This is a genomic window from Streptomyces sp. NPDC033165, assembly GCF_055577965.1.
Genome location: NZ_JBVIPK010000001.1, coordinates 134,581 through 150,353, shown reverse-complemented (window position 1 = coordinate 150,353; position 15,773 = coordinate 134,581). Strand labels below are relative to the sequence as shown.

The following is a 15,773-nucleotide window of genomic DNA, read 5'->3' as shown; positions in this document are numbered from 1 at the left end:
GGTGTCGCCGAAAAACACACAATCATCACGCTTGTTTTTTTTTTGGTGGTTTTTTTTTTCTCCCCCCCCCCCCCCCCCCCCCCTCCTTCCCCCCCCCCCCCCCCCCGCTGCCGGTGGTAGGTCAGGCTGGTGGTGTCAGCTGGTGAGAGTGCCGGACTTGACCGCCGCCCAGTCGCCGTCCTTGTACTCGTAGACGGTGAGCTGCTTGTTGGTGGTGTCGCCGAACTCGTCGAAGGAGACCTTGCCGGTCACGCCTTCGAATTCGACCTTGCCGACGGCCTCGGCGACCTTGGCGCGGGCGTCGCTGGGGAGCTTGCCGTCGTTGGCGTCGACGACGGCCTTCACGGCCTCGATGATGGACCAGGTGGCGTCGTAGGAGTAGCCGCCGTAGGCCTCGAAGGGCTCCTTGTAGCCGCCCTTCTCGTAGTTCGCGACGAACTCCTTGGCGGACGGGAGGGTGTCGATCGGCGCGCCGACGGATGTGGCGAGGTCGCCGGTGCCTTCGGCGCCGGAGAGCTTGATGTATTCGCCGCTGAAGATGCCGTCGCCGCCGACGAGCGGGATCTTGGCGCCGGCCTTCTTGATCTGCTTGCTGAGCGGGCCTGCGGCGGGGTATTCGCCGCCGTAGTAGACGACGTCGGCGCCGGAGCTCTTGACCTTGGTGGCGACGGAGGAGAAGTCCTTGGTCTCGGGGTCGATGTGCTCGGTGCCGGCGATCGTGCCGCCGAGCTTCTCGAACTCGGCCTTGAAGGTGCCGGCCAGGCCGGCGCCGTAGGTCTTCTTGTCGTCGATGACGAAGACCTTCTTCTTCTTGGCGTCGTTGAAGAGGTACTGCGCCGCGAAGGGACCCTGGACGGCGTCCGTGGTCGAGGTGCGGAAGTAGGAGGCGAAGGGGCGCTCCTTGGTGCCCTCGTTCCACTTCTGGCCCTGGGTGAGGGAGGGCGAGGTGTTCGCGGGGGAGACCTGGACGAGGTTCGCGTCGGCCAGGACCTTCTGCATGGACTCGCCGATGTTGGAGTTCAGCGGTCCGACGGTGCCGAGGACCTTCTTGTCGGCGACGAACTTGCTGGCGTTCTGCTGGCCGGAGGACGGCTGGGCCTGGTCGTCGAGGGCCTGGAGCTCGAAGGTGACGCCTTCGACGTACTTCTTGGCGTTGGCCTGCTTGACGGCGAGGTCGGCGGAGTTCTTGATGCCGAGGCCGAGGGCGGACAGGTCGCCGGTCAGCGGGGCGTCGAGGCCGATGACGACGGTCTGGTTGCCACCGTCACCGCTGTCGCCGTTGCTGTCGTCGCGCGAACCGCAGGCGGTGAGCGTCAGTGCTCCGGTGGTGAGCACGGCGGTGAGTATGAGCAAAGAACGGTGTCGCACGAAAAGTCCTTTCCCTGGCGCGGCCTCCTCTGCTTGAGGTGCCGTGTCGGTCGCCGGGCCGTACTGGGGGTGTACATGGGGGCCGTGCAGCAGACGCGCCCGGCGGCGCGGTGACTGGCCGTGACTCTAAGCGCAGGTGGGGGAGTGCGGCACGGGTCGGCCTCGGATGTGACTCTCTTGTTATGCCCTTGAGCAAGGCTTGAGATTGCTGTGGTGATTTGCGGTGTTTTACGTAGGAGAGTGAAATGACCGCATGCTGAGAACGCGCAGCTCTGCTAAGGGGCTTGAGGGGATCACGGTACTGACGGTGGTCTGTGTGTGCGTACTGTGACGCCCCGGGTTCGCTATGCGGTGGGGGTGTCGACGGGTGGCCGGTTCGCTTCCCGCGCCACCATTACGCTCAGTTACTTTTTTCGGTGAGTCCCGGGTGGGTTCGCCCTCGGCGGGAGGCCGTCCTTGAGGGTGTCCGGCGGTGCTGGCGTCGCCGTCCGGCGATCTTCCGGAGGGTGTGGCGCCCGTCGGGAGGGGCGGGCCGGTGTGTCATGGCTCGTGAGGCTCGGACGGAGGGCTCGTCGCATGGTCCTGCGGGCTCCGGCTCGATGGGGCGGGGCCTCAACTCAACCGCCCGGTAACCATTTTGGTCCGGCGGCGGTGCGGTGGTGCGGGGCGGGGCGGGGCGTCACTCGCGGTGACGCCATGGGGTCCGGTTCGGTCGCATCCGGCCAGGCTGACGACCGATCGGCCCTCGGGGCCGGGGCGTGGCACCCGGCCCCGGTGCGCGGGCCGCCCCGGCCCGCGGGTGGCGGACGGGGCGGCCCGGGACGGCGGTGGGTGGGGCGGCCCCGGGGTGGCGGACGGGGCGGCCCGGGACGGCGGTGGGTGGGGCGGCCCCGGGGTGGCGGACGGGGCGGGCGGTCAGCCGGCCTCGGGTCGCGGGGCGTCGCGGAGCAGGCAGGTCAGACGTGCGGTGCAGACGCGCTTGTCCTGCTCGTCGGTGATGACGATCTCGTACGTGGCCGTGGAGCGCCCCCGGTGTACGGGAGTGGCGATGCCGGTCACGAGGCCGTTGCGGACCCCCCGGTGGTGGGTGCAGTTGAGGTCCACGCCGACGGCGAGCTTGGAGGCCCCGCCGTGCAGCATCGACCCGATGGATCCGAGGGTCTCGGCCAGCACGGCGGACGCCCCGCCGTGGAGCAGGCCGTAGGGCTGCGTGTTGCCCTCGACGGGCATGGTGCCCACCACGCGGTCGGCCGCGGCCTCGACGATCGTCACCCCCATGCGCTCGCCGAGGTGGCCGGCGGAGAAGAGTGCGGGCAGGTCGACGCCCAGTGCCGCGTACTCGTCGAGGACTTCCTGCGGGAAGAGGGGTTCGGTGTGCTCGCCCATGGGTCCGGCTCCGATCGTCTGCGCTGGTTCATTGCTGTCTGCACTGTTCTTATCAGACGACTGAGCGAACGCTTAGAGGAATGGGAGGTACCGGTGGTCAGCGGGGGTCCTGGGGGCTCTCGAAACGCACGACGACCGACTTGCTGGCCGGGGTGTTGCTGGTGTCCGCCGTGGAGTCCAGCGGTACCAGGACGTTGGTCTCCGGGTAGTAGGCGGCGGCGCAGCCGCGGGCGGTGGGGTAATGGACGACGCGGAAGCCCTCCGCGCGGCGCTCCACGCCGTCCTTCCACTCGCTGACGAGGTTGGTGTACGCGCCGTCGGCGAGGCCGAGGGCGGCCGCGTCCTCGGGGTTGACCATGATGACGCGGCGGCCGCCCTTGATGCCGCGGTAGCGGTCGTCCAGGCCGTAGATGGTGGTGTTGTACTGGTCGTGGGAGCGCAGTGTCTGCAACAGGAGCCTGCCGGAGGGGAGTTCGGGGAACTCGACGGGGGCGGCGGTGAAGTTGGCGCGGCCGGTGGCGGTGGGGAAGCGGCGCTCGTCGCGGGGGGCGTGGGGGAGTGTGAAGCCGCCGGGGCGGGCGATGCGGGTGTTGAAGTCCTCGAAGCCGGGGACCACGCGGGAGATGCGGTCGCGGATCGTGGCGTAGTCCCGTTCGAAGGCCTCCCATTCCGTACGGGAATCGGGTCCGAGAACCGCGCGGGCCAGGCGGGCGACGATGGCGGGCTCGGACAGCAGGTGGGGGCCGGCAGGGGTGAGGTTGCCGCGCGAGGAGTGGACCATGCCCATGGAGTCCTCGACGGTCACGAACTGCTTGCCGCTCGCCTGGACGTCCTTGTCGGTGCGGCCCAGCGTCGGCAGGATCAGGGCGCGGGCGCCGGTGACGGCGTGGGAGCGGTTGAGTTTGGTCGATACGTGGACGGTGAGCCGGGCGCGGCGCATCGCGGCCTCGGTGACGGCGGTGTCGGGCGTGGCCGCGACGAAGTTGCCGCCCATCGCGAAGAAGACCTTCGCCTCGCCGTCGCGCAGTGCCTGGATCGAGCGCACCACGTCGTAGCCGTGGTGGCGCGGCGAGGTGATGCCGAACTCCTTGTCCAGGGCGTCCAGGAACGCCGGTGCGGGGCGTTCGAAGATGCCCATGGTGCGGTCGCCCTGGACGTTGGAGTGGCCGCGCACCGGGCAGACCCCGGCGCCCGGGCGGCCGATGTTCCCGCGCAGCAGGAGGAAGTTGACGACTTCCCGGATCGTGGGCACGGAGTGCTTGTGCTGGGTGAGGCCCATCGCCCAGCAGACGATGGTGCGCTGTGAGGCGAGGACCATGGCGAGGGCCCGCTCGATCTCGGCGCGGGTGAGCCCGGTCGCGGTCAGGGTCTCGTCCCAGTCCGCGGCTTCGGCGGCCTTGGCGAACTCCTCGTAACCGTGGGTGTGTTCGGCGACGAACGCCGTGTCGACGGCTCCCTCGGTGGTCAGGATCAGCTTGTTCAGGAGGCGGAAGAGCGCCTGGTCGCCGCCGATCCGGATCTGGAGGAACAGGTCGTTGAGCGGGGTGCCCCTGAGCATGCCGTGGGGCGTCTGGGGGTTCTTGAAACGCTCCATGCCCGCTTCGGGGAGCGGGTTCACCGAGATGATCTTCGCTCCGGACCTCTTCGCCTTCTCCAGGGCGGAGAGCATCCGGGGGTGGTTCGTCCCGGGGTTCTGTCCGGCGACGATGATCAGGTCGGCCTGGTGGAGGTCTTCGAGGGAGACGCTGCCCTTGCCGATGCCGATGGTCTCCGTGAGCGCGGAGCCGGACGACTCGTGGCACATGTTCGAGCAGTCCGGCAGGTTGTTCGTGCCGAACTCGCGGGCGAAGAGCTGGAGCAGGAACGCTGCCTCGTTGCTCGTGCGCCCCGAGGTGTAGAAGAGGGCCTCGTCGGGGGAGTCGAGGGCCGTCAGCTCCTCCGCGATGATCGCGAACGCCCGCTCCCAGGTCACCGCCTCGTACCGCTCGGCGCCCTCGGCCAGATACACCGGCTGGGTGATCCGGCCCTGCTGGCCCAGCCAGTAGCCGCTGCGCCCGACGAGGTCGGAGACCGGGTGCGCGGCGAAGAAGTCGGGGGTGACGCGGCGCAGCGTGGCCTCCTCGGCCACGGCCTTCGCCCCGTTCTCGCAGAACTCCGCGGTGTGCCGCTTCTCGCCCTCGGGCCAGGCGCAGCCCGGGCAGTCGAAGCCGTCCTTCTGGTTGACCTTGAGGAGGGTCCGCGCCGTGCGGCGCACGCCCATCTGCTGCTGGGCGATGCGCAGGGAGTGGGCGACGGCGGGCAGCCCGGCCGCGGCGTGCGGGGCGGCTTCCACCTGAGGGGCGTCCTGGACCGGGTCACCGGTGGGCGGCTTGGTGGCCATGATGCTGCTCCCCTTCGAGCGCTTCTTCCGCAGGTGTTCTGCCTCGGTATCGATCCTGTCACGCACCACTGACATCGCACCCGGCCGGGCACCGGGTCAAGGGTGCGTGGGGGCCGTACGGGGGTCGCCCGGTCCGGATTGTCAGTGGGCCGTGGCAGGATCGGGGGCGTGGCTGAGACGGCATCGAAGAAGACGGCAGACAACCGACCGCGCCTGCTCCTCATGGACGGGCACTCCCTGGCGTACCGGGCGTTCTTCGCCCTGCCCGCGGAGAATTTCACGACCTCGGTGGGCCAGCCGACGAACGCCGTGTACGGCTTCATGTCGATGCTGGCGAACACCCTGCGCGACGAGGCGCCCACGCATTTCGCGGTTGCGTTCGACGTGTCCCGCAAGACCTGGCGCGCCCAGGAGTTCCCTGAGTACAAGGCGAACCGCTCCAAGACCCCCGATGAGTTCAAGGGGCAGGTCGAGCTGATCGGCGAGCTGCTGGACGCGATGCACGCGGACCGGTTCGCGGTGGACGGCTTCGAGGCGGACGATGTCATCGCGACGCTCGCGACGCAGGCCGAGGCGGCCGGGTTCGAGGTGCTGATCGTCACCGGCGACCGGGACTCCTTCCAGCTGATCACGGAGAACGTGACCGTGCTCTACCCCACCAAGGGGGTCTCCGAGCTGACCCGGTTCACTCCGGAGAAGGTCGTCGAGAAGTACGGACTCACCCCGCAGCAGTATCCGGACTTCGCGGCTCTGCGCGGCGACCCGTCCGACAATCTTCCGGGGATTCCCGGGGTCGGTGAGAAGACCGCCGCGAAGTGGATCAACCAGTTCGGTTCCTTCGCCGAACTGGTCGAGCGGGCCGACGAGGTCAAGGGCAAGGCCGGGCAGAATTTCCGCGACCACCTGGACGCGGTGAAGATGAACCGCGTGCTGACCGAGATGGTCCGCGACGTGGAGCTGCCGAAGAGCCCGGCCGAGCTGGAGCGCGCCCCCTACGACCGTACGGCGGTCACCGGGGTCCTCGATGTCCTGGAGATCCGCAATCCGAGCCTGCGCGAGCGGCTGCTCGCCGTCGACCCGGGTGCGGAGGAGGCAGGTCCGCCCGCCCCCGCCGCGGGGATCGAGCTGGACGGCGCGGTCCTCGGCTCCGGCGAGGTCACCCCCTGGCTGGAGGCGCACGGCGAGCAGCCGCTCGGCGTCATGACCGTCGACACCTGGTCGCTGGGGGCCGGCACGGTCACGGAGGTCGCCCTCGCCGCCGCCGACGGGGCCGCCGCGTGGCTGGACCCGACCCAGCTCGACGAGGCCGACGAGAAGGCGTTCGCCGCCTGGGCGGCGGACCCGGCGCGCCCCAAGGTCCTGCACAACGCCAAGAACGTGATGCGGGTCTTCCCGGAGATGGGCTGGCGGCTCGAAGGCGTCACGATGGACACCGCGCTCGCCGCGTATCTGGTGAAGCCGGGCCGCCGTTCCTTCGCCCTGGACGCGCTGGCCGTGGAGTATCTGGGCCGCGAGCTGGCCCCGGCCGCCGCCTCCGACGGGCAGCTGGCCTTCGGCGCGGACGACCGGGCCGAAGCGGATGCCCTGATGGCGCAGGCGCGGGCCGTGCTCGACCTGGGCGACGCGTTCACCACCCGTCTGAAGGAGGTGGGCGCGGCGGAGCTCCTGCACGACATGGAGCTGCCCACCTCGATCCTCCTGGCCCGTCTGGAGCGGCACGGCATCGCCGCGGACCGGGCCCATCTGGAGTCCATGGAGCAGCAGTTCGCCGGGACCGTGCAGCAGGCGGTCAAGGAGGCGCACGCGGCGGTCGGCCGCGAGTTCAACCTCGGTTCGCCCAAGCAGCTCCAGGAGATCCTCTTCGGCGAGCTGGGCCTGCCGAAGACGAAGAAGACCAAGACCGGATACACCACGGACGCGGACGCCCTGGCCTGGCTCGCCGCGCAGACCGAGCACGAGCTGCCGGTCCTGATGCTGCGCCACCGCGAGCAGGCGAAGCTCCGAGTCACCGTCGAGGGCCTGATCAAGACGGTCGCCGCCGACGGCCGCATCCACACCACGTTCAACCAGACCGTGGCGGCGACGGGCCGGCTCTCCTCCACCGACCCCAACCTGCAGAACATCCCCGTCCGCACGGACGAGGGCCGGGCGATCCGCCGGGGCTTCGTCGTCGGTGAGGGCTTCGAGACCCTGATGACGGCGGACTACAGCCAGATCGAGCTGCGGGTGATGGCGCACCTCTCCGAGGACGCCGGTCTCATCGAGGCGTTCACCTCCGGCGAGGACCTGCACACCACGGTCGCCTCCCAGGTCTTCGGCGTCGAGAAGCCGGCCGTCGACGCCGAGATGCGCCGCAAGATCAAGGCCATGTCGTACGGACTGGCCTACGGCCTCTCCGCGTTCGGCCTTTCCCAGCAGCTGAACATCGACCCCGCCGAGGCCCGGGTGCTGATGGACACCTACTTCGAGCGGTTCGGCGGGGTACGGGACTATCTCCACCGGGTCGTCGAGGAGGCCAGGGCCACGGGATACACGGAGACGATCCTCGGCCGCCGCCGCTATCTCCCCGACCTCAACAGCGACAACCGCCAGCGCCGCGAGGCCGCCGAGCGGATGGCGCTCAACGCCCCGATCCAGGGCACGGCCGCGGACATCGTGAAGGTGGCGATGCTGCGGGTGGACCGGGCGCTGACCGAGGCGAGCCTGACCTCGCGGATGCTGCTCCAGGTGCACGACGAAATCGTCCTGGAGATCGCCGCGGGCGAGCGGAAGCAGGTGGAGGAGATCCTGCGCCACGAGATGGCCCACGCGGTCGAGCTGCGCGCCCCGCTGGACGTCTCGGTCGGCGTCGGCAAGGACTGGGAGTCGGCTGCGCACTGACCGGCGTACAGGGAAGGGCCCGGAGCCGCACTGGGCGGTTCCGGGCCTTCCGCGTGCTGCCGCCTACTCCCGGCCGACTGCTTCCGTGCGCCGCTCCTGCGGTACGGGCACGGCCCGCCCCGGGGCCCTGTCGTGCCGCTCCCGCAGCAGCCGCATCCCCACCCCGTACAGCAGCAGCCCGGCCGCCAGCCCGGCGCCCGCGCCGAAGCAGGCGGTCGGGATGATGTCCAGCGGGCTCTCGACTCGTCCGAAGTGGGCGTACCAGCGGGCGCACCGGTGGACGGTCCCCAGCAGCACGCAGCCGGCCAGCAGACCGATCGCGCCCCACCGTTCGCCCCGGCCGAGCACCGGGAGCGCCTCCGGCACCGGGGCCGCGGCCGTGCGCCGCAGGCCCGTGGCGAGGAACCAGCCGAGTACCACCAACGCCAGAGCCGAACTGCCGTACTGGACGAACTGGTACACCGGGAGCCCGCCGACGCTCCGGCTCAGCACCGGCACCAGCTCGGTCCCCCACCGGCTGTGGTGGGTGAACGCGTCCCACACCACATGCGTGGCCGCGCCGATCGCGGCCGAGAGGGCGAACCACAGCCAGGCGGACGGCCCGAACGAGGCCCGGGTCCACCGCTGCCCCCGGACGAAGGCGTGGACCCGGCCCCGTATGCGTACGGGCAACAGCGCCACCAGAGGCTCCCGGAGCAGCGCCCACACCGCGACCAGCACCGCGGCGATCAGCACGTTCACCGTGGCGATGCCCAGGAACGTGTGGGTGAAGGACCCGAACTCCATCGCGCCCGGAATCACCGTGTCCGCGAAGTAGGTGACGTCCGGCGCGAACGAACCGGCGACGAGGGCCGAGGGAAGCAGCGGCGACCGGGCGGTTCCGTTCCGGCGGATGGCCGGGAGCACGGCGACGGCATGACTGAGCGTGAACGGCATGGCGGCAAGTATGCGGGACCGTTCGGGCACCATCGCGTGACCGATGGGACAACGGGCTCGCGGGAACGATGAGAAAACAGTAAGAAGCGGTCAGGGCTCGGCACTCGGGCGACACATGGTGCCGTAGGGTCGGCAGAGCCTTGCGCTGGGGAGCGCGGGCAGCCTTCGAGGGGGAGGGACCGGAACGTATGGCAGCGCACATTGGCCGACGTCTGCGCAAGGGGGCCGCGAACACCGCGATGGCGGCGGCCGCCGTAGCGGCACTGGCGGCCTCGCAGGCCCCCGCGGCACCGCTGACCGGCGGCTCCGCGGGCGGCGGGGACCCGACGGCGGCCGGTGAGGACACCGCGGGCGCCGAGGACGGTGCCGCGACCGGCAACTCGCCCTACTACACGGACCTTCCGCCCCTCGTCACGCCCGACAAGCCCGGCTCCTCCGGCAACCTCCCGGCGGCAAGCGGCACGGAAGCGGGCATTCCGGCGTCGATCCTCGCCGCGTACAAGCAGGCCGAGAGCACCGTCGCGACCACCGACCCCACCTGCCGGCTGCCCTGGCAGCTCCTCGCGGCGATCGGCAAGGTCGAGTCCGGCCAGGCCCGTGGCGGGCGCGTCGACGCCAACGGCACCACCATCTCCCCGATCCTCGGCCCGGCCCTCAACGGCCAGGGCTTCGCGCTGATCAAGGACACCGACGGCGGGGCGTACGACAGCGACGCGGTCCACGACCGGGCGGTGGGCCCGATGCAGTTCATCCCGTCGACCTGGGCCGCCTGGGGTCAGGACGCCAACGGCGACGGCCGCAAGGACCCCAACAACATCTACGACGCGGCGCTCGCCGCCGGGCGCTACCTCTGCGCGAACGACCGCGATCTGGCCGTCGGCGCCGACCTCGACCGGGCGGTGCTGAGCTACAACCGCTCGACGGAGTATCTGCGTACGGTCCGCTCCTGGTTCGCGTACTACCAGCGCGGTACGCACGAGGTGCCCGACGGCACCGGAGCGCTGCCGACCGCCCCGAGCACCCCGTCCGGCTCCACCCCGAGTCCGAGCCCCACCCCCAGCCCGAGCGGCACCCCGGGCCCCAAGCCCTCCCCGTCCAAGCCGGGCGCCACGAAGCCGACCCCGGGGCCCTCGAAGCCCGGTGGCGGCTCCACCAGCCCGAAGCCCACGCCCACGCCCACGCCCACGCCGACCCCGACCCCGACCCCCACGCCGACACCGTCCGAGACCTTCGGCTCCCTGGAGAACGCGGGCACCGGCCCGCTGCGCGCCACCGCGGGCACCACGTTCGACGAGCGGATCGCCGTCCGCGCCCGCAACGCGCTCGGCGCCCCGCTCGCCGAGGTCCCCGTCACCTTCACCGTCACCGGGGACACCGGAACACTCTTCGCGGGAGGCAGGAAGACCGTCACCGTGAAGACGGGGGCCGACGGCACCGCCACCGCCCCCGAACTCCAGGCGGGCGAGGAGGCCGGGGAGTTCACCGTGACCGCCGTCGCGGGCACCGTCAGGCCGCGCACCCTGACCTACGCGGCGACCGTCACCGCCCGCCAGGCCGACGAGATCGTGCGGACCGACGAGAAGGCGCTCGTCGCCGCGCCCGGCGAGAAGTTCGAGGACGCCGTCACTCTCAAGGCGACCTTCGAGGGCGCTGCCGCCGCCGGAGTGGCCGTCACCGCCACGATGATCACGGACGGCGAGAAGCCCGTCGAGAACGACAAGGGCCCGTACTTCGAGAAGGACGCGGACGGCGAGCCGCTGCGGACCCTGGAGCTCGCCACGGACGCCGACGGCCTGCTCCGGCTCCCGGAGATCTTCGCCGACGACACTGCGGGCACGTACAAGCTGCTCCTCACCACCGAGGGCGGCGCCACGGTCGTCGTCGAGCTGACGGTCCGGGCGGCGGAGGAGACGGTCGAGGCGCCGGAGGACGCGGTCGAGGCGCCGGAGGAGACGGCACCCCCCGAGGCCTGATCCGGCCGGCCCGGCCGAAGCCGACAGCCCCCCCACCCACCCGGTGCGGGGGCTGTCCGCTGTGTTCTCATCTCGCGCCCCGGTTGCTACGGTGCCCCGACCCTGACGATCCATCAGATTGCTGTCCCGGGAGGCCGAGCATGCGTGCCCTCGTCGCCGCCGCCGTCGGACTGGCCGCCGCCCTCGCGCTCGTGTTCACGATCGCCGCCGTCGGCCCCCCGGCCGGGGAGACCTCGCCCGAACCCCTGCTGACCGCGGTCCCCGGCCCGAAGAAGTAGCACCGCAGACGGAGAGGTCACCACCATGCGCCGCCGAGCCGGTCTCGTACTCCTGGCCTTCGCCGTGTTCTTCGCCGCCATGTCGCCGCTGCTGCGCTGGTACGCGTTCCCCCGCCTGGCCAAGGTCCCGCCGAACCAGTACCAGGAAGTCGTCCTGGAGGCGAAGCCCGCCACCCTCCTCGACTACTCCACCCTCAAGGCGAAGGAGGTCGAGAAGATCACCATCGTCCAGACCCTCAAGGGCAACGTCGAGGAGTCCGAGAAGATCGAACGCAGCGCCGGGCGCGACGTCGTCGTCTGGGACGCGCTCTCCTACGTCCAGGGCCCCGACGGCAAGATGGTCTCCCAGATCCCCGAGCGCTACATCTTCGACGCCCACAGCCAGGCCCCCGTCAACGCCACCGGCGAGATGGTCGACGGCGACCCCGTCCGGCGCGAGGGCATCGAGTTCAAGTGGCCCTTCCTCACCGAGAAACGGGACTACGAGTACTTCGACGCCCAGACCCGCACCACCGCCCCCATCCACTACAAGGGCACCCGCACCTTCCGCGGCCTGGAGGTCTACTACTTCGAGCAGACCATCCCGTGGACGAAGGTCCCGATGCCCAAAAAGATGCCCATCGAGGGCGTCACCGCCGAGCAGATCGCCCGGACCGGCATGACCCGCTGGTACACCACCAAGCGCATGTTCTGGGTCGAGCCGGTCACCGGAGCCCCCGTCAACGGCGAGGAGATCCACAAGGAGGAGCTGCGCGACGCGAAGAAGATGGGCATGTCCAAGGACACGGTCACCGCGTTCGACGGCCATGTGAAGATGCGCGAGGACTACATCGTGGACACCGTCGACCTGGTCAAGTCCCAGCGCGTCCTGGTCCTCCTCCTCACCTCGTACCTGCCCTGGGGCTTCCTCGGCCTCGGCATCGCACTGCTCGCGCTGGCGCTCTGGCTGGAGGCGCGCTCCCGGACCCCGAAGACCCCTACGGGCGCTTGAGCCGCGCCGAGGTGAACCGCGTCGCCCGTACGGTCGCGGGGTCCTCCGGCCACGGATGCTTCGGGTAGCGGCCGCGCAGCTCCGCCCGTACGGCCTTGTAGCCGTCCTGCCAGAACGACGCCAGGTCCGCGGTCACGGCCGCGGGCCGCCCGGCGGGGGAGAGCAGGTGGACCAGGACCGGCACCCCGGCCACCCGGGGCGTCTCGGCCAGCCCGAACAACTCCTGGAGCTTCACCGCCAGTACGGGCTGCTCGCCGCCGTACTCGACCCGGATACGGGAACCGCTCGGCACCTCGATCCGCTCCGGCGCCAGCTCGTCGAGGCGTACGGCCTCGCCCGTCGCCCACGGCAGCAGCCGGCGCAGCGCCTGGCCCGCGTCGATCCGCCCGAGGTCCGCCCGCCGCCGCGCCCGCGACAGCTCCGGCTCCAGCCAGGCCCGCGGATCCGCGAGCAGCGCCCCGTCCGACACGTCCGGCCAGGGCGCCCCCAGCACCCGGTGCAGGAACGCCAGGCGCAGCCGCAACTGCTCACTGTCCCGGGTCCACCGCAGCAGCCCGAGCCCGTTCCGCCCGAGCCCCTCCACCAGGGCGCCGCGCACCAGCTCCGGATCGGGCTGCTTCAGGGGCCGTACCGCCAGCTCCACCGCCCCCACCCGGTCCACCGACCGGGCCACCACATCGCCGTCCACCCAGCGGACCTCCTCGCCCCGCACCCGCAGCTGCCCGGCGGCCAGGAGCGCGGTGTCCTCCTCGACCACCGCGGCCAGCCGCACCCGGGCCGAGGCCGCGTGGGCGGGCCGGTCCGCGACGGCCACGGCCAGCCAGGGAGCGCTGCGCAGCCGTGACCCGTCCCGCAGCTCCGCACCCGTCCCCGACACCATCAGGAACGCCCCCTCGCCCCGGGACCGCGCCACCCGCTCCGGGAACGCCAGGGCGGCGACGAGGCCGACGGCGGCGTCATCGGAGGTTCCCGGGAGTGCTGTCCCGGTGTCGCCCAGCGAGGCCGACAACCGCCGCACCTCCTGCCGCCAGCGCCCCGCGTAGCCGTCCTGGCCCCGGCGGGCGGTCCGCAGCGCCGCCGCGAGATCGTCCCCGTACTCCCTCGGCGGCTCCTCGCTCAGCAGCGCCACCACCTCCGCGGCCCGCCGCGCCCCGACCTCCGCGGCCCCGTCCAGCAGCGCCCGCGCCAGCCGGGGATGGAGCCCGAGCCGGGACATCCGTACGCCCCGGTCGGTGACCCGGCCCGCCGCGTCCACCGCGCCGACCGCCCCCAGCACCTCGCGGGCCGCGCCCATCGCCCCGGCGGGCGGCGGGTCCAGCAGAGCGAGCGACGAGGCGTCCGGGTCGCCCCAGCACGCCGCCTGGAGCGCGAACGCCGCGAGGTCGGCGACCTTGATCTCCGGGGCCGGGAAGCGCGCGAGCCGCCCGTCCTCGGCCTGCTCCCAGCACCGGTACACGGCCCCCGGAGCCTCCCGCCCCGCCCGGCCCGCACGCTGCTGCCCGGACGCCTGGGAGGCCCGTACGGTGGTCAGGGCGCTCAGGCCCCGGGCGTGGTCGGTACGGGGCTCCCGGGCGAGGCCGGAGTCGACGACGACCCGCACGCCCGGCACCGTCAGCGACGACTCCGCCACCGAGGTCGCCAGCACCACCCGCCGGCCCTCGGACGACCCGGCGAGCACCGCGTCCTGCACGGCGGCCGGGGCGCGCCCGTGCACCTGGAGCACCTCGGCGTCCACCCCGGCCAGCTGCCCGGCCACCCGCCCGATCTCCCCGACACCGGGCAGGAAGCAGAGCACGTCCCCCTCCCTCTCCGCGAGGGCCCGCCGAACGGTGGCCGCCACATGCGTCAGCAGCGCCGGGTCGACGCGCATCCCGTGCGGAGGCCTGACCGGCCGGGCAGGCGGCGCCCACACCACCTCCACCGGATGCGACACGCCCTGCGCCTCGATCACCGGGGCATCGCCCAGCAGCCGGGCCCAGCCCTCCGCGTCCGTCGTCGCGGACGCCGCCACCAGCCGCAGATCGGGCCGGATCGCCTCCCGTACGTCCAGGAGGAAGGCGGCCACCGTGTCGGCGTCCAGATGGCGCTCGTGGCACTCGTCGATGATCACCGCATCGACCCCGGCCAGCTCCTGATCGCGCTGGAGCCGCTGGAGCAGCACCCCGGTGGTCACGACCTCCACCACCGTCTCCCGCCCCACCGCGCGCTCGCCGCGCACGGTGAAGCCGACCCGTCCGCCCGGCCGTTCTCCCAGCAGCCAGGCCATCCGCCGCGCCGCGGCCCGTGCGGCGATCCGCCGCGGCTCCGCGACCACGACCCGGCGCACCGGCCCGTCGCCGGTCAGCCCGGCCAGGACCAAGGGCACGAGGGTCGTCTTGCCGGTACCGGGCGGGGCGCACAGCACGGCGACGCCCCGGTCGTCGAGCGCACGCTCCAGGGCGGGCACGGCGGTGCGGACGGGCAGACGTTCCAGGGCTTCGGTGCGGATCACGCCCCCAGTGTCGTACGGAGTGTCCTCAAGGGTTCCGCCCGGCCCGTCGGCGGTGGCTCAGTCCCGCTCGCACACGAAGATCGCGGTGCCCGGGATCAGGTTGCCGCGCAGCGGGGACCAGCCGCCCCACTCCTGGTCGTTCCACGCGGGCCATTCCGGTTCGACGAGGTCGACCAGCCGGAATCCGCCCGCCACGACGTCCCGGACCCGGTCGCCCAGGGTGCGGTGGTGTTCCACGTAGACGGCGTTGCCCCGCTCGTCCTGCTCGACGTAGGGGACGCGGTCGAAGTAGGAGGCGGCGACGGACAGCCCTTCGGGCCCCGGCTCGTCCGGGAACGCCCAGCGGACCGGATGGGTCACGGAGAAGACCCAGCGGCCGCCGGGCCGCAGCACCCGGTGCACCTCGCGGAAGACCCGCACGGGGTCCGCGACGAAGGGCACCGCACCGTACGCGGAGCAGGCCACGTCGAAGGAGGCGTCCCGGAAGGGGAGCCGGCCCGCGTCCGCCTCGACGAGCGGGACGTCCCCGCCGATCCGCAGGGCGTGCTGGAGCTGGCGGTGGGAGAGGTCGAGGGCCACCGGGCGGGCGCCCCGGCCGGCGAGCCAGCGCGAGCACTGGGCGGCCCCGGCGCCGATCTCCAGCACGTCCAGGCCCTTCAGTGAGGCCGCGGGGCCCAGCAGGGCGGCCTCCGCCTCGTCCAGCCCCTCCGGGCCCCAGACGAAGCGGTCGTCCCCGAGGAAGCTCCCGTGGTCCGTCTGGTACTCGTCGGCGTTCCGGTCCCACCAGCCGCGGCTGGCCCGGCTGCTCTCCGCCTCGTCCGCCGCCCGCCGGGTGGCCTCCGGCTCGGCGGGTCCGGCGGCCTCTGCGGAGTAGGTCCCGTGGATCTCTTGGCTCATCGTGCCCGTCGTTGTAGTTTGCCTTCACCCGTCGCGCGCGGTACGCACCAGGGGGTGCACCCCGGGGGTACGGACGCGTGTTCGCGACGCCGTGCCGTAGTGTGTTCGGGCCGATGTGGCCTCGGAGAACATGAGTTGCGCCGGGAATGGGGCGATGTGCCCCGGGTATGCGCCTTCGCGCATTGACCCTGTC

General features: G+C 72.0%; 10 protein-coding genes. 4 read left to right on the top strand and 6 right to left on the bottom strand.

Going from position 1 to position 15,773, the window contains the following annotated elements:
• Positions 1–135: 135 nt before the first annotated feature.
• From ACZ5WC_RS00700 to ACZ5WC_RS00690, 3 genes are all read right to left on the bottom strand, one after another.
• Entirely contained in the window at positions 136–1,368 is a 1,233-nt protein-coding gene (locus ACZ5WC_RS00700; protein ID WP_468538638.1) for a branched-chain amino acid ABC transporter substrate-binding protein, read from the bottom strand.
• A 915-nt stretch (positions 1,369–2,283) separates the two neighbouring features.
• Entirely contained in the window at positions 2,284–2,754 is a 471-nt protein-coding gene (locus tag ACZ5WC_RS00695; protein ID WP_096629096.1) for a PaaI family thioesterase, read from the bottom strand.
• A gap of 97 nt (positions 2,755–2,851) precedes the next feature.
• Positions 2,852–5,134 (bottom strand): FdhF/YdeP family oxidoreductase, encoded by a 2,283-nt coding sequence (locus ACZ5WC_RS00690; RefSeq protein ID WP_468538636.1) that lies wholly within the window; start codon positions 5,132–5,134, stop codon positions 2,852–2,854.
• A gap of 168 nt (positions 5,135–5,302) precedes the next feature.
• Here ACZ5WC_RS00690 and polA point away from each other — a divergent pair, with 168 nt between their 5' ends.
• On the top strand, positions 5,303–8,014 hold the full coding sequence (polA, locus tag ACZ5WC_RS00685) for a DNA polymerase I (RefSeq protein ID WP_468538635.1): 2,712 nt from the start codon (positions 5,303–5,305) through the stop codon (positions 8,012–8,014).
• Positions 8,015–8,077: 63 nt separating this feature from the next.
• On the opposite strand, the gene ACZ5WC_RS00680 is transcribed toward polA, so the two are convergent.
• Complete coding sequence (locus ACZ5WC_RS00680) at positions 8,078–8,950, bottom strand: DUF4184 family protein (RefSeq protein WP_468538634.1); 873 nt, start codon at positions 8,948–8,950, stop codon at positions 8,078–8,080.
• A gap of 188 nt (positions 8,951–9,138) precedes the next feature.
• Here ACZ5WC_RS00680 and ACZ5WC_RS00675 point away from each other — a divergent pair, with 188 nt between their 5' ends.
• The 3 genes from ACZ5WC_RS00675 (at position 9,139) to pgfA (ending at position 12,192) form a co-directional block, all read left to right on the top strand.
• On the top strand, positions 9,139–10,923 hold the full coding sequence (locus ACZ5WC_RS00675; protein WP_468538632.1) for a lytic transglycosylase domain-containing protein: 1,785 nt from the start codon (positions 9,139–9,141) through the stop codon (positions 10,921–10,923).
• Positions 10,924–11,063: 140 nt separating this feature from the next.
• Positions 11,064–11,201 (top strand): SPW_0924 family protein, encoded by a 138-nt coding sequence (locus ACZ5WC_RS00670; protein ID WP_468538631.1) that lies wholly within the window; start codon positions 11,064–11,066, stop codon positions 11,199–11,201.
• Between the two features lie 25 nt (positions 11,202–11,226).
• Positions 11,227–12,192, top strand: a complete 966-nt coding sequence (gene pgfA / locus ACZ5WC_RS00665) for a cell envelope lipid trafficking protein PgfA (RefSeq protein WP_468538629.1) — start codon at positions 11,227–11,229, stop codon at positions 12,190–12,192.
• Here pgfA and hrpB read toward each other — a convergent pair.
• Positions 12,179–14,683 carry an ATP-dependent helicase HrpB gene (gene hrpB, locus ACZ5WC_RS00660; protein ID WP_468538628.1) on the bottom strand — a complete coding sequence of 835 codons (2,505 nt, stop codon included), beginning with the start codon at positions 14,681–14,683 and terminating at the stop codon, positions 12,179–12,181. The genes pgfA and hrpB overlap by 14 nt on opposite strands.
• 57 nt (positions 14,684–14,740) lie before the next feature.
• A complete protein-coding gene (locus ACZ5WC_RS00655; RefSeq protein ID WP_468538627.1) occupies positions 14,741–15,580 on the bottom strand; it encodes a class I SAM-dependent methyltransferase in 840 nt (279 codons plus the stop codon).
• Positions 15,581–15,773 lie beyond the last annotated feature (193 nt).

What these genes read in the sequence shown, in the direction of transcription:
- ACZ5WC_RS00695 (WP_096629096.1), bottom strand. Translation starts at nt 2,754, where the DNA reads ATGGGCGAGCACACCGAACCCCTCTTCCCGCAGGAAGTCCTCGACGAG.
- ACZ5WC_RS00690 (WP_468538636.1), bottom strand. Translation starts at nt 5,134, where the DNA reads ATGGCCACCAAGCCGCCCACCGGTGACCCGGTCCAGGACGCCCCTCAG.
- ACZ5WC_RS00680 (WP_468538634.1), bottom strand. Translation starts at nt 8,950, where the DNA reads ATGCCGTTCACGCTCAGTCATGCCGTCGCCGTGCTCCCGGCCATCCGC.
- ACZ5WC_RS00675 (WP_468538632.1), top strand. Translation starts at nt 9,139, where the DNA reads ATGGCAGCGCACATTGGCCGACGTCTGCGCAAGGGGGCCGCGAACACC.
- ACZ5WC_RS00670 (WP_468538631.1), top strand. Translation starts at nt 11,064, where the DNA reads ATGCGTGCCCTCGTCGCCGCCGCCGTCGGACTGGCCGCCGCCCTCGCG.
- pgfA (WP_468538629.1), top strand. Translation starts at nt 11,227, where the DNA reads ATGCGCCGCCGAGCCGGTCTCGTACTCCTGGCCTTCGCCGTGTTCTTC.
- ACZ5WC_RS00655 (WP_468538627.1), bottom strand. Translation starts at nt 15,580, where the DNA reads ATGAGCCAAGAGATCCACGGGACCTACTCCGCAGAGGCCGCCGGACCC.